Origin of the sequence: Photobacterium kishitanii (assembly GCF_003026355.1) — a bacterium.
In the GTDB taxonomy this organism is placed as follows: Bacteria; Pseudomonadota; Gammaproteobacteria; order Enterobacterales; family Vibrionaceae; genus Photobacterium; species Photobacterium kishitanii.
In genome coordinates this window covers 1-17,791 of sequence record NZ_PYON01000018.1, presented here as the reverse complement: position 1 = coordinate 17,791, position 17,791 = coordinate 1, and the positions used below count along the sequence as shown (strand labels likewise).

Genomic DNA, 17,791 nt, shown 5'->3' with positions numbered 1-17,791 from the left:
CAAGATACAATAGTGTTTACGATAGAATATTTCATATTTGCCTCCTTCAAACCAACAGACCACGAATGTCGTAGCAAACCAGCTACGCAGTGGTTATGTTATAAACGCTGCGGGGATGTAATTACAAGAGCCAAAATAAAATAAGTGGAATGGCGTAAAGTTAACTCACCAACCAGTCATATACACTGCTTTTCAAGTTTAAAATCAGAATAAACGACCATAACGAATTAAACAAACTGTTAACAAAAAACACCTAACGCCTAATTATTACATCATTAATGTCATTTATTCGTTACAGTTCAAAGCGTAATTTGGCAATATTTTGCTATAAAAATAACAACAGATATAAAAAAAGAAGCCAATTGGCTTCTTTTTTTATTTAATCATTAACGGATAATTACAATGCAATACCAATATTACTCACTGGCTCATCACGCAATTCAGCACGTAGATCTTTGATCAAATCAATATCACGGCGCTCTGCTTCTTTTAGAGCACGGAAAATTTCCCACTGAGTATCCCACTCAGCACATACTGCTTCATTTTGTTTTTGATTATCGTTAGTAATTTCAATACCTGTTTGCGCCGACTCTAAATCAGCAACGGTTTCAGCAGATAAAGCACTTAGCTTTATTACTGTTTCTAACATTAAATCACGATCCAACATCGCGTGTAGAAGATCAGCTAGAGCAACACAAGCATCAATCGCAGGACGTACCGCATACAGATCGTAGTCATTTTCACTCGGTACCATGTCTTCTAACTTTTCAAGCTGACTTTCAAAGTTGATTTTGGCACTTTTAACCGTGAGGATCTCCCAAATACTGTCTAAGATCACTCGGTAACGTTGACCGTCTGTAAACTGTGTTTCTGCACAGAAAAAGGCGTAGTTTGGATACATGCGCTCACATAACGACACCATAAATGTAAGGTGCTGCCAAGGTTCTAATTTTTCTAAACGTAACTGGACTGGATTCTTTAGCATGGGATAATCTACAGTAGTGATTTAGGTGGAAGTTTACTTGATAAACGAATGCTACAAAAGGAAAAGCATGATCAAAGTTAAGATCGTATCTCGCCAACAGCGACGTTATGTAGAATTACTCACTAACGCCAAGCTACCACAACTGGAAATCACCGAAGATCCACACCAAGCAACAGTGCTTATTGCTGATCCACCTTTGATCGCTACCAGCTTGAATAATTACCCGCATTTACAATGGTTACAATCCACTTATGCTGGTATTGATGCGTTAATTCAGCCCAATTTAAGACAAGATTATCAACTAACCAATATTCGGGGGATCTTTGGTCCATTGATCGCTGAATATATTATGGGTCAAATCCTCAACCACCAGCGCCATTTTTTTCGCTATGCTTTACAACAACAGCAGCAGCAATGGCAACCGATCCCTTATCAATCTATTGCTGGAAAAACCATGGTAATTATTGGTACGGGTACCATTGGTCAGCACCTCGCTAAGGTTGCAGCTGTATTTGGCTGCCATATCATTGGTATTAACCGTAGTGGTATCGCTGCCAGTGCTGATTTTAATCATACCTATGCAATCACGGCTATTGATACCGCTCTGGCTCAAGCCGACTATGTGGTTTCTATCTTACCTGCGACATCACAAACCAATGATCTTTTTGATCAACAACATCTGAAACACTGTAAAAATGCGCTCTTTTTCAACGTTGGCCGCGGTAATAGTGTCAATGAAAACGGTTTATTGGATGCGCTTGAACAACATTATCTACAGCATGCGTTTTTAGATGTCTTCAAACACGAGCCATTACCAGCAGATCATCTATTTTGGCATCACCCCCAGATCACTATTACCCCTCACATTGCTGCAGAAAGCTTTCCTGAACAGGTTTTTACTATCTTTAAAGACAACTATTTACGCTTCATACAACAACAAAAACTCACCTACTCTATTGATTTTAAACGTGAATATTAAACAGTTAGACTACTAAGTATTATTAATATGACAATACTACATTTAAGCAACATTCTAGATCAAGTTCACCAATGTAAGATCTGCCAAGATCTTCCATTGGGGCCAAGACCTATTATTCAAGCGCATCAACAAGCGAAATTACTTATCATCGGCCAAGCCCCTGGAATAAAAGTCCATCAAAGTGGTATTCCTTGGAATGATGCCAGTGGTGAGCGTTTACGCCGTTGGCTTGATCTCGATAGCGATACATTTTATGACCCAAGCCAAATTGCAATAATCCCGATGGGGCTCTGCTATCCTGGCAAAGGAAAATCAGGTGATCTGCCACCCCGCAAAGTCTGTGCTCCCCATTGGCACCCACAACTGTTACCGCTGTTACCAAATATAGAAATGACCTTACTCATTGGCCAATACGCCCAAAATTTTTATTTAGCAGATAAACCAGCCACATTAACTGCAACCGTGGCGGCTTGGCAGCAATGGGCACCACGATTTATTCCCTTACCTCATCCATCACCACGAAATAGTATCTGGCTCAAAAAAAATCCTTGGTTTGAAGCTGATGTGGTGCCGTATATCCGTCACTATGTCCACCAGCACCTAGGGAAAACATCTAACCAAGAAATAGCAGATAATGAAGAATAGAAATACTTCATCAAAAAGCATCACTGGTTTTATTCCAATAACAAAAAACCCACACCGAAAAGGTCTGGGTTTTATTTTTCAATACCAACTAACAACTCGTACCTTAGTACTCACTGCTAAGTGATAATTACTTATGGTATGGCTTTGAAAGCTCATGTACCGCATCCACAAACACACCGGCGTTTTCAGGCGGCACATCAAGGTGAATACCATGACCTAAGTTGAATACATGACCAGTACCGCCATCACCAAAACCTTCAAGGATAGTAGCGACTTCTTGACGAATACGTTCAGGCTGAGCATAAAGCACTGATGGATCCATATTACCTTGAAGGGCAACTTTATCACCAACACGACGTTTAGCATCGCTAATATCAATCGTCCAATCTAAGCCAATCGCATCACAACCTGTCGCTGCAATTTGCTCTAACCACATACCACCATTTTTAGTAAATAGAGTCACAGGCACTCGACGACCGTCATTCTCACGAATTAAGCCATCGACAATTTTATGCATATAGCGCAGTGAAAATTCATTGTAATCACGTGGGGTTAATACACCGCCCCAAGTATCAAATACCATCACCGCTTGAGCACCAGCTTTGATTTGAGCATTTAAATACTCAATCACACTATCGGCTAGTTTATCTAGCAATAAGTGCAATGTTTGTGGCTCGGCATACATCATCTTCTTGATTTTAGTAAATGCCTTAGAACTACCACCTTCAACCATGTAAGTGGCTAATGTCCACGGACTACCAGAAAAGCCAATCAGTGGCACTTCACCTTGAAGATCGTGGCGAATTTGGCGTACCGCATTCATCACATACTGCAACTCACCTTCAGGATCAGGAATACCAATGCGTTCTACATCAGCTTTACAAGTAATTGGATGACTAAATTTAGGGCCTTCACCGGCTTCAAAATAGAGTCCTAATCCCATTGCATCAGGAATGGTTAAAATATCAGAAAATAAAATTGCCGCATCTAATGGAAAACGCTTTAAAGGTTGTAGCGTTACTTCACTAGCTAGTTCAGCATTTTTACATAGCGACATGAAGTCACCAGCAACACCACGTGTCGCACGATACTCAGGTAGGTAACGGCCAGCCTGACGCATCATCCATACAGGTGTGCAATCTACGGGCTGCTTTAGTAATGCACGTAGATAGCGGTCATTTTTTAATTCGCTCATTTGAGACTCCACGGGTTAATTCTGCGTCATATTGTAGCACTCATTAATCTTAACAACCGAGTGCAATTGTTCGACAGGCTTTGATTAATGAGGAACATTTTCAGCATTCAATCTCAAAACAGTGTCGATAAGTCGTCGAGCAATCGTCCCCACAGGTGCAACCTCAGGTAACTGTTCTGCGGTGGCCCAAATTGCATCAGTCAATTCTTCGTAGTCAGGTTTAATCTCACCCCCCGCATAGTCGGCAATAAACCCAAGCATTAAATTAGAGGGAAATGCCCACGGCTGACTATCAAAATAACGAATATTTTTAACAGTAATACCGGTTTCTTCTAGCACCTCACGAGCAACACATTGTTCCGCAGTTTCACCGGGTTCAATAAATCCTGCAATCACGGTATACATTCCAGTTTTATGCCGAGGATGCTGCGCCAATAATAATTGCTGACCTTTACGAACCGCGACAATGACACACGGTGAAACGCGAGGATAATGAATACTATCGCAATGATTACAAGCCATAGCCAATACCTTAGTGTCTAATTGCATTCGATGACCGCAATGACAACAAAAACGCTGGCTTTGGAGCATATAGTTCAATTGAATTGCTCTGCCTGCTAACGCAAATAACGCACGATCACAGCCCAGTAACTCTCTTAAGCTAAAGAAACTAGTATCATCAAAGCCACTTTCTTCAACCAGCCAATACACAGGTAACGATCCAAAATAACCAATAATTCGTTTAGTTATAGTGCTACAAATAAGTTGTTCACTCGAACATAAAGGCAAACACCCATTTTGTAACAATAACTTGTCATTCCTAATCACACACCAATAAGCCTGATTCTCATTTTTTAACATTTTTATTACTTTCATCCTTGCAGCGGCGTAAATTTACTGGCAATCTAATCTTGAAACGGAATATTTATCCGAAACCATATCTCTTATATCAAGAGCCGGATCGCACAAGCATCCAATTAAGATGCTGATAGATCATGAGGATGTGCTCATGCTTAGTAAATTTGAACAAGTTAAGAAAGAATGGGGCGGCCATAACGATGTTATTGATCAATGGCTAATGATGCGCCAACAACTGCTAATCGATTACTGTAAGCTAATCGGTATCACTCCCAATGATGATAATCGTCATCTACCTACCGCGTCCAAACTATGTTTGTTTAGTGAAGATCTCGTCGATTACATTTCAGCGGGCCACTTCAAGATTTACGATAACGTAATGGAACGCTGGCATCAAACAGGCTTTTCGCCAACCGAAGAAATGTCTGCACTCTATGCAAAAATCACCTTAACCACTGAACCATTATTAAATTTCAATGATCGCTACGGCGCTATCAATGATAATGACCCATTAGATACCCTTGATAATGACTTATCACAGATTGGCGAACTAATGGAATCTCGCTTCGCACTAGAAGATAAATTAATTGAATTAATCAGCGATAGTCTTGCTTGTCCTCCTGGTGCATAACCACCCAGAGCAATCGCAACTCACGCATTATTGTGGCAGTTTGTGACTGCCACTTATTTATTTGCACCTCGCACCTCGCACCTCGCACCTTAGGATTATTTCTCTCACAACCTAAATAACAGCCAATAAAAAAGGCACCCCGAAGGATGCCTTTTAGAATCAGTCACGCCAAGAATTAATTCTCGTCGTTAAGACCTGCATTCAATAGTGCCGCTAAGTCTTGAGAGGCTTGCTCTGCATCAACTTGTGGTGCTACTGGCTCCAGTTCAACATTACGTTGATTCTGGCGACGTTGGTGATAAGAGAAACCTGTACCCGCTGGGATCAAACGACCCACGATTACGTTTTCTTTCAGACCACGTAGCTCATCACGCTTACCAGAAACAGCTGCTTCTGTTAGTACGCGAGTTGTTTCCTGGAACGATGCTGCTGAGATGAATGACTCAGTCGCAAGCGATGCTTTAGTGATACCTAGTAAGTCACGTGAGAAACTTACTGGTGTCTTACCTTCAGCTTCAAGCTGACGGTTAGCAATCGTTACGCGAGAGAATTCAACTTGCTCGCCTTCTAGGAAATCTGAATCACCCTTAACAGTGATAGTTACCTTACGTAGCATTTGACGAATGATAGTCTCAATGTGCTTATCATTAATCTTAACGCCTTGTAGACGGTAAACTTCCTGAACTTCGTTAACGATATATTCTGCAACTGCGTGAACACCACGTAGACGTAGAATATCGTGCGGAGTTTCTGGACCATCAGCGATTACGTCACCCTTCTCAACTTTTTCACCTTCGAAAACGTTAAGTTGGCGATGCTTCAGGATCATCTCTTCGTACGGCTGACCATCAGTTGGCGTAATAATTAAACGACGCTTACCTTTAGTCTCTTTACCGAACGATACTGCACCAGTAATTTCAGCCAAGATAGCTGGTTCTTTAGGCTTACGCGCTTCGAACAAGTCAGCTACGCGTGGTAGACCACCCGTGATATCTCGGTTACCACTAGATTTCTGTGGAATACGAGATAATGTATCACCGATACCAACCATTGCGCCGTCATCAAGCTGAACAATCGCCTTACCTGGTAAGAAGTATTGAGCTGGCATATCAGTACCAGGGATCATTACATCGTTACCATCAGCATCAACAAGTTTGATAGCTGGACGCATATCTTTACCTGCTGCTGGGCGTGCTGCTGGATCAGTTACTTCGCTTGAAGATAGACCTGTTAGATCATCTGTTTGACGAGAAACTGTTACGCCATCAATCATATCAACGAACTGGATACGACCAGCCACTTCAGTGATGATTGGCATGGTGTGTGCTTCCCAGTTTGCTACTGTTTCACCAGCAACAACCTCGGCGCCATCACCTTTAGTTAGCAACGTACCGTAAGACAGTTTGTAGTTTTCTTTCGTACGACCAAGCTTATCAATGATACTTAGCTCAGATGCACGAGAAGTAATTACAAGCTTACCAGCATTGTTAGTTACGAACTTCGCATTATGCAGCTTCATAGAACCCGTAGTTTTCACTACGATCTTATTATCTGCTGCTGCTGCTGATGCCGCACCACCGATGTGGAACGTACGCATTGTTAGCTGTGTACCAGGTTCACCGATAGACTGCGCTGCAACAACACCTACTGCTTCACCTGAGTTGATCAGGTGACCACGAGCAAGGTCACGACCGTAACAGAACTTACAACAACCGAAATCGTTTTCACACGTTACTACAGAACGTACTTTAACTTGGTCAACAGAGTTAGCTTCTAGGATCTCACACCACTTCTCATCAAGAAGTGTATTACGAGGAGCTAGAACTTCTTCTGTACCAGGAAGTAGAACGTCTTCAGCAACAACACGACCTAGAACACGATCACCTAGTTGTTCCTTAACATCACCACCCTCGATTAGAGGCATCATGGTGATACCAGCGTAAGTACCACAGTCATCTGCTGTGATTACTACGTCTTGCGCAACGTCTACTAGACGACGCGTTAGGTAACCGGAGTTCGCTGTCTTAAGTGCCGTATCCGCTAGACCCTTACGAGCACCGTGCGTAGAAATAAAGTACTGGAGTACGTTTAGACCTTCACGGAAGTTCGCAGTGATCGGCGTTTCGATGATTGAGCCATCCGGCTTAGCCATCAGACCACGCATACCCGCCAACTGACGAATCTGTGCAGCAGAACCACGCGCACCAGAATCGGCCATCATGTATACACTGTTGAACGATTTTTGCTGTTCTTCTACGCCGTCACGGTTAATAACAGTTTCAAAAGACAGGTTATCCATCATCGCTTTAGCAACTTGTTCGTTAGCTGTAGCCCAGATATCGATAACTTTGTTGTAACGTTCACCAGCAGTCACAAGACCTGACTGGAACTGTTCTTGAATTTCAGCAACTTCTGCTTCAGCTTCAGCGATCTTAGTGTACTTAGCCGCAGGTACAACCATATCGTCGATACCAACAGATACACCAGAAAGTGCCGCGTAAGCAAAACCTGTGTACATAATTTGGTCAGCAAAGACAACAGTCTCTTTCATACCAAGCTTACGGTAACAGGTGTTAAGAAGTTTAGAAATTTGCTTCTTACCAAGTGCTTCAGTGTTTACAAGGCTAAATGGCAGACCTTTAGGAACGATAGGCCATAGCATTGCGCGACCAACAGTAGTATCAACTAATTGAGTATTCTCAATAAAGTTACCCTGCTCGTCTTTCACAAATTCTGTAATACGTACTTTAACGCGAGCATGTAGCTCTGCGTTTTTAGTAAGGTATGCTTTCTCAGCTTCCGCTGGTCCAGCAAGGTACATGCCTTCACCCTTCGCGTTGATTTTCTCACGCGTCATGTAGTAAAGACCCAATACAACGTCCTGAGAAGGTACGATGATCGGATCACCTGATGCAGGTGAAAGGATGTTGTTAGTAGACATCATCAAAGCACGAGCTTCTAGCTGCGCTTCTAGAGTCAATGGCAAGTGAACCGCCATCTGGTCACCATCGAAGTCGGCGTTGTATGCCGCACACACTAGTGGGTGAAGCTGAATCGCTTTACCTTCGATAAGGATTGGTTCAAACGCCTGAATACCAAGACGGTGCAATGTTGGTGCACGGTTTAGCATTACTGGGTGTTCACGAATAACTTCGTCTAGGATATCCCAAACAATCGCTTCTTCGCGCTCAACCATCTTCTTAGCAGCTTTGATTGTAGTCGCAAGACCACGAGTCTCTAGCTTGCCATAGATGAATGGCTTAAATAGCTCAAGTGCCATCTTCTTAGGAAGACCACACTGATGCAAACGCAGGTATGGACCTACGGTGATAACAGAACGACCAGAGTAGTCAACACGCTTACCAAGCAAGTTCTGACGGAAACGACCCTGCTTACCTTTGATCATATCAGCCAAAGATTTCAGAGGACGCTTGTTAGAGCCTGTGATAGCGCGGCCACGACGACCGTTATCTAGTAATGCATCAACAGATTCCTGCAACATACGCTTTTCGTTACGTACGATGATATCAGGAGCAGCCAGGTCAAGTAGACGCTTCAGACGGTTGTTACGGTTAATTACACGACGGTAAAGATCGTTAAGATCTGAAGTCGCGAAACGGCCGCCGTCTAGTGGTACCAACGGACGAAGATCCGGCGGTAATACTGGCAGTACAGACAGGATCATCCACTCAGGGTTGTTTCCAGACTGTAGGAATGCTTCAACCAATTTAAGACGCTTGGTTAATTTTTTACGCTTAGTTTCAGAGTTAGTTTCTTCTAGCTCTTCACGCATGTTTTCGATTTCAGCATTTAGGTCCATGTTGCCTAAAAGTGCTTTAACCGCTTCTGCGCCCATCTTCGCGTCGAACTCGTCGCCCCACTCTTCAAGTGCATCCAAGTACTGCTCTTCAGAAAGCAGCTGGCTACGCTCAAGGTTGGTCATACCAGGTTCGATAACAACGTATGATTCAAAGTAAAGTACACGTTCGATATCACGTAGAGGCATGTCCATTAACAAACCGATACGAGATGGTAGTGACTTTAAGAACCAGATGTGGGCAACAGGTGAAGCAAGCTCAATGTGACCCATACGCTCACGGCGTACCTTAGTCTGAGTAACTTCAACACCACATTTTTCACAGATCACACCACGGTGCTTCAAGCGCTTGTACTTGCCACAAAGACACTCGTAGTCTTTTACTGGGCCAAAGATACGTGCACAGAAAAGACCGTCACGCTCAGGCTTGAAGGTACGATAGTTGATTGTTTCTGGCTTTTTAACTTCACCAAAAGACCATGAACGAATCATGTCAGGTGAAGCTAGACCGATTTTGATAGCATCAAATTCTTCGGTCTTATGTTGTGCTTTCAGAAACTTAAGTAAGTCTTTCACATTCGGCTCCTGTGAGGAGTTGACCCATAAAGGCGCCAGGACTACTGGCGCCTTCATATTTATACCGGAGTAACTAATAAGTATAGGTGACTAACCTAAAACTTACTCGTCTTCCAGCTCGATGTTGATACCCAACGAGCGGATTTCTTTCAACAATACGTTGAATGATTCCGGCATACCAGGTTCCATACGATGATCACCGTCAACGATGTTTTTATACATCTTCGTACGGCCGTTAACGTCATCTGACTTAACGGTTAGCATTTCTTGAAGGGTGTATGCTGCGCCATATGCTTCAAGCGCCCACACTTCCATCTCACCGAAACGCTGACCACCGAACTGAGCTTTACCACCCAGCGGCTGCTGAGTAACAAGACTGTAAGAACCGGTAGAACGGGCGTGCATCTTGTCATCAACCAAGTGGTTCAGTTTAAGCATGTACATGTAACCAACAGTTACAGGACGCTCAAACGGGTCACCAGTACGGCCATCAAACAACTTCAGCTGACCAGACGTTGGTAAACCACCTAACTGTAGCAATTCTTTAATTGATGATTCAGGTGCGCCATCAAATACAGGAGTTGCAATAGGTAGACCTTTACGAAGGTTTTGTACAAGAGTACGTACTTCGTCGTCTGATAGTTCAGCAATGTCAACCTTCTGGCGAGTATCGCCTAGATTGTAAACACGTTGTAGGAAGTTACGGAACTTGTGTAACTCCTGCTGTTCTTTCAGCATATCGTTAAGTTTGTCACCGATACCTTTCGCCGCAAGACCTAAGTGAGTCTCAAGGATCTGACCGATGTTCATACGTGACGGTACACCCAATGGGTTTAGTACGATATCAACCGTTTGACCTTTTTCATCGTATGGCATGTCTTCAACAGGGTTAATCTTAGAGATTACACCCTTGTTACCGTGACGACCTGCCATCTTATCACCAGGTTGGATACGACGACGAACAGCTAGGTATACTTTAACAATCTTAAGTACGCCAGGCGCTAGGTCATCACCCTGAGTGATTTTACGACGCTTAGTTTCAAACTTCTTATCGAACTCAGCTTTCAGTTCATCATACTGTTCTGCAAGCTGTTCCAATAGGTTTTGTTCTGATTCATCGTCAAGCGTTTGTGCGAACAATGTATCGCGGTTCATTGAAGAGATTTTCTCTTCGCCGTAACCTGCAGATAATAGAAGCGTACGAACACGAGCAAGAAGACCACCCTCAAGGATCTGGAATTCTTCTGTGATATCTTTCTTAGCTTCTTTCAGCTGCATCTCTTCAATTTCAAGAGCACGCTTGTCTTTCTCTACGCCATCACGAGTGAACACTTGTACGTCAATGATCGTACCAGTAACACTACCAGGAACACGTAAAGATGAATCTTTAACGTCAGAAGCTTTTTCACCAAAGATAGCTCGTAGAAGCTTCTCTTCAGGAGTCAGTTGCGTTTCACCCTTAGGTGTCACTTTACCAACAAGGATGTCGCCACCCTTCACTTCCGCACCGATGTAAACGATACCTGATTCGTCTAACTTAGAAAGCGCTGCTTCACCCACGTTCGGGATATCGGCAGTGATTTCTTCAGAACCCAACTTCGTATCACGAGCCACACAAGAAAGTTCTTGAATATGGATAGTTGTGAAACGATCTTCCTGAACTACACGCTCAGAAACTAAGATGGAGTCTTCGAAGTTGTAACCGTTCCAAGGCATGAATGCGATACGCATGTTTTGACCAAGCGCTAGCTCACCAAGGTCTGTTGAAGGACCATCAGCAAGTACATCACCACGTGCTACTGGCTCGCCAGGTAGTACGGTTGGACGCTGGTTAATACATGTGTTCTGGTTAGAACGGGTGTACTTAGTTAAGTTGTAGATATCGATACCTGCTTCACCAGGGATCAACTCGTCTTCGTTAACTTTGATAACGATACGAGAAGCATCTACAGACTGAACTTGGCCGCCACGTTTAGCAACAGCAGTTACACCTGAATCAACACCGATTTGACGTTCAATACCAGTACCAACTAACGGCTTATCAGCACGAATAGTAGGAACTGCCTGACGTTGCATGTTCGCACCCATAAGGGCACGGTTAGCATCATCGTGTTCTAGGAACGGGATTAGCGATGCCGCCACAGATACAACCTGGTTGGTTGCAACGTCCATGTATTGAACATGGTCGCGTGGGTGCAAACCTGAATCGCCTTTCTGACGCGCAGTGATCAATTCGTCAGCAAAAGAACCATCTTCGTTAAGCGCGGCGTTTGCCTGTGCAATAACGTATAGACCTTCTTCAATTGCTGATAGGTATTCGATTTCGTCCGAAACTTTTCCGTCAACAACTTTACGGTAAGGTGTTTCCAAGAAACCGTAAGGGTTACAACGCGCAAATACAGATAGCGAGTTGATTAGACCGATGTTTGGACCTTCAGGAGTTTCGATAGGACATAGACGACCGTAGTGAGTCGCGTGTACGTCTCGAACCTCAAAACCAGCACGTTCACGAGTCAGACCACCTGGACCAAGCGCCGAGATACGACGTTTGTGAGTAACTTCTGACAACGGGTTGTTCTGGTCCATAAACTGTGACAACTGAGAAGAGCCAAAGAACTCTTTCACTGCCGCAGAAATAGGCTTCGCATTAATCAGGTCTTGAGGCATGATTGCATCAAGATCGCCTAAGCTTAGACGCTCTTTAACAGCACGCTCAACACGAACTAGACCTACACGGAATTGGTTTTCAGCCATTTCGCCCACAGAGCGAATACGACGGTTACCAAGGTGGTCGATATCATCAACCTCGCCTTTACCGTTACGGATATCGATCAACTTCTTCATCACATCAATGATGTCGTTGTTGCTCAGAATACCAGGACCAGTTGTTTCTTCACGAAGAAGAGAACTGTTGAACTTCATACGACCAACAGCAGAAAGATCGTAACGATCTTCTGAGAAGAACAAGCTTTCAAATAATTGATCAGCTGCTTCACGTGTTGGTGGCTCGCCAGGGCGCATCATACGGTAGATTTCTACCAATGCACTTAGGCGGTCAGTACTGTTATCCACACGTAGTGTGTCTGACATGTACGGGCCATGATCTAAATCATTCGTAAATAGAACTTGAATAGATTTATGACCAGCCTGAGATAGAAGTGCTAGTGCTTCCAAGCTTAATTCTTGGTTAGCCGTAACAATCAGTTCGCCAGTTTCTTCGTTGATGTAATCACGAGATGCAATTTTGCCAACGATATATTCAACAGGTACTTCGATACTATCAATGCCATCTTTCGCCAATTGACGAATATGACGAGCAGTGATACGACGACCTTGCTCTACGTAAACTGTACCGTTTGCTTCGATATCAAAGCTTGCAGTTTCACCACGTAGACGATCAGGTACCAACTCCATAACTAAAGACTTACCACGAACTTCGAAATTAATCTTATCGAAGAACATGTCAAGAATCTGTTCAGTTGTGTAGTTAAGTGCGCGAAGGATAATAGACGCAGGTAGTTTACGACGACGGTCGATACGTACGAAAACATTATCCTTAGGATCGAACTCGAAATCCAACCATGAACCACGGTAAGGAATAACACGAGCGTTATATAACACTTTACCTGAGGAGTGGGTTTTACCCTTATCGCTGTCAAAGAATACACCAGGACTACGGTGCAGCTGAGATACGATAACCCTCTCGGTACCGTTAATAACGAATGTACCGTTATCTGTCATGAGCGGAATTTCGCCCATGTAAACTTCTTGTTCTTTAATGTCTTTTACGGTGCCAGCCGGCGCGTCACGGTCATACATGACCAGACGTAGCTTCACGCGTAGTGGAGCAGAATAAGTTACGCCACGAATTTGACATTCTTTGACATCGAAGACCGGCTCACCGAGACGATAGCTAACGTATTGCAGCTCGGAATTGCCATTATAGCTCTGGATTGGAAAAACAGAGCGAAAGGCAGCTTCTAGACCGTAATGCCCTTCTGGATCCTGCTCGATAAATTTTTGGAAAGAATCAAGCTGGATCGATAGCAAGTATGGTGCATCCAACACTTGTGGACGCTTACCAAAATCCTTACGGATACGCTTTTTCTCGGTATAAGAGTAAACCATAGGTTCCTCAGATCGCTGATAAGTGATCCAAACTACCCCATATCACATGCGGGGGTAGTGACTAATCGTTGTTTTTTGTAGTAGGAATATTCCAATGAAACTAGAATATTGTTCACGCATACAGTGGATACAAAACAAGGTAAAAATACCACTGGTTTATAGCGCAAAAAGGCCGGTGGCATTTTTGCCACCAGCCAATAGCCATAAATGGCTATGAAATCAAATAATTATTATTTAACTTCAACAGAAGCACCAGCTTCTTCTAATTGAGCTTTAAGAGCTTCAGCTTCAGCTTTATCTACGCCTTCTTTAACAGCAGCAGGTGCGCCGTCAACTACAGCTTTAGCTTCTTTAAGACCAAGACCAGTTGCGCCACGTACAGCTTTGATAACTTGTACTTTGTTAGGGCCAGCAGCTGTTAGGATTACGTCAAATTCAGTTTGCTCTTCAGCTGCTTCTGCAGCTGCGCCGCCTGCAACTACTGCAGCAGCAGCAGAAACACCGAATTTCTCTTCCATAGCTTCGATAAGCTCAACAACTTGCATTACAGACATTTCTGCAACTGCGTCTAGGATTTGCTCGTTAGTGATAGACATAACAATTCTCTTTTAAAGTCAACAATAAGTTTAAATAGTGTTCAGATAAAGTGCGGCAATTAAGCAGCAGCTTCTTCTTTCTGATCACGTACAGCCGCGATAGTACGTACAAGTTTACCAGCAGACGCTTCTTTCATGCACATCATTAGGCGTGCGATAGCTTCGTCGTAAGTTGGTAGAGTTGCTAGTACATCAGCGTTGGCAATAGCGCCTTCGAATGCAGCAGCTTTGATCTCGAAGCTTTTATTCTCTTTAGCGAAGTCTTTGAAAAGACGCGCTGCAGCACCTGGGTGCTCATTAGAGAAGCCGATTAGTGAAGGACCAACGAAAACGTCTTGTAGACATTCAAAGTTAGTACCTTCAACTGCACGACGTGCTAATGTGTTACGAACAACTCGTAGGTAAACGCCAGCTTCACGAGCTTGTTTACGTAGAGTTGTCATTGCACACACACTAACACCGCGAGAGTCAGCAACAACTGCAGACAGGGCACCATTGGCAGCTTCGTTGACTTCAGCAACAATTGCTTTTTTGTCTTGAAGATTTAATGCCATTGGATTTGCTCCTGGATAATTTCTGGGTCACCCCAGCATTTACACCACTCACTGCCGGTTGACAGGAGAGTTTTACGGCGCAGATCCAAAAAAGACTTACATCAATCATGTTCTGGCACCGTCTACGTAGGTAAATTAAGTTCCGAAAAACACCTACGGTCTTTGACGGAGGTCAATTGAAACCAATCAACCTCAGCCACGAATTCGGAAGCGACAAATTATACACTAACTTATCGCTTCTGCAAATTAGTTTACGCTACGTTAGCTTTCAGAGAGTTCTGATCTAACGCTACACCTGCACCCATAGTGGTAGAGATGCTTACTTTCTTAATGAAAGTACCTTTCGCTGAAGACGGCTTAGCACGCTTCAGTGCAACTAGAAGAGACTCAAGGTTCTCTTGTAGTTGAGCGGCATCAAAGTTCACCTTACCGATAGTAGTGTGAATGATACCATTTTTGTCGTTACGGTAACGAACCTGACCAGCTTTAGCATTTTTAACTGCTTCAGCAACGTTAGGAGTTACAGTACCAACTTTAGGGTTTGGCATAAGACCACGTGGACCAAGAATGGTACCAAGTTGACCTACAACGCGCATTGCATCTGGAGATGCGATAACTACGTCAAAGTTCATTTCGCCTTTCTTAACAAGAGCAGCTAGATCTTCCATACCTACAAGCTCAGCGCCAGCTTCTTTAGCAGCTTCAGCGTTTGCGCCTTGTGTAAATACAGCAACACGAATGTCACGACCAGTACCGTTAGGTAGTACAGTTGCACCACGAACGTTTTGGTCTGATTTACGTGCATCGATACCAAGGTTAACGGCAACGTCAACACTTTCTACGAATTTAGCAGTAGCTAGTTCTTTTAGAAGAGCAACAGCTTCATTGATATCGTACTCACGAGTAGAATCAACTTTGTCACGGATAACGCGCATACGCTTAGTCAGTTTAGCCATTATCTTAACCCTCTACCACTAGGCCCATTGAACGAGCAGTACCAGCAATTGAACGCTTCATAGCTTCAATGTCAGCACCAGTCATGTCTGCAGCTTTAGTCTCAGCGATCTCTAGGATCTGAGCGTCAGTTACAGTACCCACTTTGTCAGTGTTCGGACGGCCAGAACCAGACTTAAGACCAGCTGCTTTAAGCAGAAGAACTGCTGCAGGTGGTGTCTTAGTGATGAACGTGAAAGAACGGTCACTGTAAACAGTGATAACAACTGGAGTCGGAAGACCTTTCTCGATTGAGTCAGTCTTAGCGTTAAACGCCTTACAGAATTCCATGATGTTTACACCATGTTGACCAAGAGCTGGACCAACTGGTGGACTTGGATTCGCTGCACCAGCTGCAACTTGCAGCTTGATGTAAGCTTCTACTTTTTTAGCCATTGCTATATACCTAAATTTTGGGTTCAAACGTCTATTTTAAACAAACAGACTCCCCGTCTAACGAAAGGGCGCGAAATTATAGCCTAATTCCACGCCCCTGACAATACGAGTTGAACAGAATTTGATCAGTTCTTTTCGATTTGACCGAATTCAAGCTCTACTGGTGTTGCACGACCGAAGATTGATACAGAAACCTTAACACGGCTCTTATCATAATCTACAGATTCAATCGTACCATTAAAGTCAGCAAACGGACCATCAGTCACGCGTACCACTTCACCAGGTTCAAATACTGTTTTATGTACAGGGGATTCACTAGCTTGTTGTAGACGGTTTAAGATCGCATCCGCTTCTTTATCAGAAATCGGAGCTGGACGATCAGATGTACCGCCAATGAACCCCATTACACGAGGGATACTACGTACAAGGTGCCATGTTTCATCGTTCATCACCATTTGCACAAGTACATAGCCAGGGAAGAACTTACGCTCACTCTTACGGCGTTGACCAGCACGCATTTCTACCACTTCTTCCGTCGGTACTAAAACCTCGTCAAAGTGCTCTTCCATACCATGAATTTTGATATGTTCACGTAGTGATTGTGCTACACGGCCTTCAAAACCTGAAAAAGCCTGTACTACATACCAACGTTTTTTTGGAGCTTCGCTCATGAATTCTTACCTCACGCGCCAGTAACTAGGCGCACTAAACGGACCATAATGCCATCAATACCCCAAAGGGCTAATGCCATCACGACAGTGACTGCTAGAACGATAAAGGTTGTCTGCGTAGCTTCCTGACGAGTAGGCCACACTACTTTGCGGACTTCCATGCGCGATTCACGTGCGAACGTAACCACGGCTTTACCTTTTGCTGTCAATGCAGCAAAAATACCAGCAATAACCACAAGGGCAACTACGGCAGAAGAGCGCAGAACAACAGAAACATCACTGTATAGGTAATTACCAACCACAGCAGCAGCTAGCAAAGCAAAAACCACGACCCATTTCAGGCCATCCATTTTGCTTTCGCTTTCTTGGTTTTCGGCATTCGCTTTCATACAACCAACCTGTAACTAGTGTTAATCATCTAGACGAAAATAACCCCGCTTAAGCGAGGTCTAGGATGAAGGAAAAGGCTAAACCTTTAATAACATTACAAAAACTTCATCTTTACGAAATTTCACTTCCACACTTTGAACAAAAAACATTCAATTTAAAGTTAAAGTGTAGAAAAAGGGCATCAAATGATGCCCTTTTTAGTGCTCTATCGTCAAATTTAATTCAACGACATTAGCGTAACTTATGCAACGATAGTTGCAACAACACCAGCACCAACTGTACGGCCACCTTCACGGATAGCAAAACGTAGACCTTCATCCATCGCGATAGGTGCGATTAGAGTAACAGTCATAGAGATGTTATCACCAGGCATTACC

At 43.6% G+C, this 17,791-nt stretch carries 15 protein-coding genes; 3 read left to right on the top strand and 12 right to left on the bottom strand.

The window, feature by feature from the left end:
- Positions 1-397: 397 nt before the first annotated feature.
- Complete coding sequence (locus tag C0W29_RS17085; RefSeq protein WP_045043673.1) at positions 398-985, bottom strand: YjaG family protein; 588 nt, start codon at positions 983-985, stop codon at positions 398-400.
- A 67-nt stretch (positions 986-1,052) separates the two neighbouring features.
- Here C0W29_RS17085 and C0W29_RS17080 point away from each other — a divergent pair, with 67 nt between their 5' ends.
- Positions 1,053-1,964, top strand: coding sequence for a D-2-hydroxyacid dehydrogenase (locus C0W29_RS17080; RefSeq protein ID WP_045045527.1), 912 nt, complete (start codon positions 1,053-1,055; stop codon positions 1,962-1,964).
- 27 nt (positions 1,965-1,991) lie between these two features.
- A complete protein-coding gene (locus tag C0W29_RS17075) occupies positions 1,992-2,609 on the top strand; it encodes a uracil-DNA glycosylase family protein (RefSeq protein ID WP_045045526.1) in 618 nt (205 codons plus the stop codon).
- Between the two features lie 127 nt (positions 2,610-2,736).
- On the opposite strand, the gene hemE is transcribed toward C0W29_RS17075, so the two are convergent.
- Both hemE and nudC read right to left on the bottom strand, forming a co-directional pair.
- Complete coding sequence (hemE, locus tag C0W29_RS17070; RefSeq protein WP_036788948.1) at positions 2,737-3,804, bottom strand: uroporphyrinogen decarboxylase; 1,068 nt, start codon at positions 3,802-3,804, stop codon at positions 2,737-2,739.
- Positions 3,805-3,888: 84 nt separating this feature from the next.
- On the bottom strand, positions 3,889-4,665 hold the full coding sequence (gene nudC, locus C0W29_RS17065; RefSeq protein ID WP_045045525.1) for an NAD(+) diphosphatase: 777 nt from the start codon (positions 4,663-4,665) through the stop codon (positions 3,889-3,891).
- A 148-nt stretch (positions 4,666-4,813) separates the two neighbouring features.
- Here nudC and C0W29_RS17060 point away from each other — a divergent pair, with 148 nt between their 5' ends.
- Complete coding sequence (locus tag C0W29_RS17060; RefSeq protein ID WP_045043669.1) at positions 4,814-5,293, top strand: Rsd/AlgQ family anti-sigma factor; 480 nt, start codon at positions 4,814-4,816, stop codon at positions 5,291-5,293.
- Between the two features lie 175 nt (positions 5,294-5,468).
- On the opposite strand, the gene rpoC is transcribed toward C0W29_RS17060, so the two are convergent.
- The 9 genes from rpoC to C0W29_RS17015 all read right to left on the bottom strand — a co-directional run.
- Positions 5,469-9,686 (bottom strand): DNA-directed RNA polymerase subunit beta', encoded by a 4,218-nt coding sequence (gene rpoC, locus C0W29_RS17055; protein ID WP_036788954.1) that lies wholly within the window; start codon positions 9,684-9,686, stop codon positions 5,469-5,471.
- A gap of 102 nt (positions 9,687-9,788) precedes the next feature.
- Positions 9,789-13,814, bottom strand: coding sequence for a DNA-directed RNA polymerase subunit beta (gene rpoB, locus C0W29_RS17050; RefSeq protein ID WP_045043668.1), 4,026 nt, complete (start codon positions 13,812-13,814; stop codon positions 9,789-9,791).
- 230 nt (positions 13,815-14,044) lie between these two features.
- Positions 14,045-14,410, bottom strand: coding sequence for a 50S ribosomal protein L7/L12 (gene rplL / locus C0W29_RS17045; RefSeq protein WP_036788958.1), 366 nt, complete (start codon positions 14,408-14,410; stop codon positions 14,045-14,047).
- A gap of 59 nt (positions 14,411-14,469) precedes the next feature.
- On the bottom strand, positions 14,470-14,964 hold the full coding sequence (gene rplJ / locus C0W29_RS17040) for a 50S ribosomal protein L10 (RefSeq protein WP_036788959.1): 495 nt from the start codon (positions 14,962-14,964) through the stop codon (positions 14,470-14,472).
- A 251-nt stretch (positions 14,965-15,215) separates the two neighbouring features.
- Positions 15,216-15,920 carry a 50S ribosomal protein L1 gene (rplA, locus tag C0W29_RS17035; protein ID WP_036788961.1) on the bottom strand — a complete coding sequence of 235 codons (705 nt, stop codon included), beginning with the start codon at positions 15,918-15,920 and terminating at the stop codon, positions 15,216-15,218.
- A gap of 4 nt (positions 15,921-15,924) precedes the next feature.
- The gene (gene rplK / locus C0W29_RS17030) at positions 15,925-16,353 is read right to left on the bottom strand and encodes a 50S ribosomal protein L11 (protein ID WP_036788963.1); all 429 of its coding nucleotides are present in this window, start codon (positions 16,351-16,353) and stop codon (positions 15,925-15,927) included.
- A 125-nt stretch (positions 16,354-16,478) separates the two neighbouring features.
- Complete coding sequence (nusG, locus tag C0W29_RS17025) at positions 16,479-17,024, bottom strand: transcription termination/antitermination protein NusG (protein WP_036788965.1); 546 nt, start codon at positions 17,022-17,024, stop codon at positions 16,479-16,481.
- 11 nt (positions 17,025-17,035) lie between these two features.
- Positions 17,036-17,413: a preprotein translocase subunit SecE gene (gene secE / locus C0W29_RS17020; protein ID WP_045045524.1), complete on the bottom strand. Its 378-nt coding sequence runs from the start codon at positions 17,411-17,413 to the stop codon at positions 17,036-17,038.
- 242 nt (positions 17,414-17,655) lie between these two features.
- A partial coding sequence (locus tag C0W29_RS17015) for an EF-Tu C-terminal domain-related protein (protein WP_080175057.1) occupies positions 17,656-17,791 on the bottom strand: 136 nt, incomplete at its 5' end.

Coding starts and splice junctions, on each gene's coding strand:
- rpoB (WP_045043668.1), bottom strand. CDS start 13,814: ATGGTTTACTCTTATACCGAGAAAAAGCGTATCCGTAAGGATTTTGGT.
- C0W29_RS17075 (WP_045045526.1), top strand. CDS start 1,992: ATGACAATACTACATTTAAGCAACATTCTAGATCAAGTTCACCAATGT.
- nudC (WP_045045525.1), bottom strand. CDS start 4,665: ATGTTAAAAAATGAGAATCAGGCTTATTGGTGTGTGATTAGGAATGAC.
- C0W29_RS17060 (WP_045043669.1), top strand. CDS start 4,814: ATGCTTAGTAAATTTGAACAAGTTAAGAAAGAATGGGGCGGCCATAAC.
- hemE (WP_036788948.1), bottom strand. CDS start 3,804: ATGAGCGAATTAAAAAATGACCGCTATCTACGTGCATTACTAAAGCAG.
- rplJ (WP_036788959.1), bottom strand. CDS start 14,964: ATGGCATTAAATCTTCAAGACAAAAAAGCAATTGTTGCTGAAGTCAAC.
- nusG (WP_036788965.1), bottom strand. CDS start 17,024: ATGAGCGAAGCTCCAAAAAAACGTTGGTATGTAGTACAGGCTTTTTCA.
- rplK (WP_036788963.1), bottom strand. CDS start 16,353: ATGGCTAAAAAAGTAGAAGCTTACATCAAGCTGCAAGTTGCAGCTGGT.
- C0W29_RS17080 (WP_045045527.1), top strand. CDS start 1,053: ATGATCAAAGTTAAGATCGTATCTCGCCAACAGCGACGTTATGTAGAA.
- C0W29_RS17085 (WP_045043673.1), bottom strand. CDS start 985: ATGCTAAAGAATCCAGTCCAGTTACGTTTAGAAAAATTAGAACCTTGG.
- rplL (WP_036788958.1), bottom strand. CDS start 14,410: ATGTCTATCACTAACGAGCAAATCCTAGACGCAGTTGCAGAAATGTCT.
- rplA (WP_036788961.1), bottom strand. CDS start 15,920: ATGGCTAAACTGACTAAGCGTATGCGCGTTATCCGTGACAAAGTTGAT.
- secE (WP_045045524.1), bottom strand. CDS start 17,413: ATGAAAGCGAATGCCGAAAACCAAGAAAGCGAAAGCAAAATGGATGGC.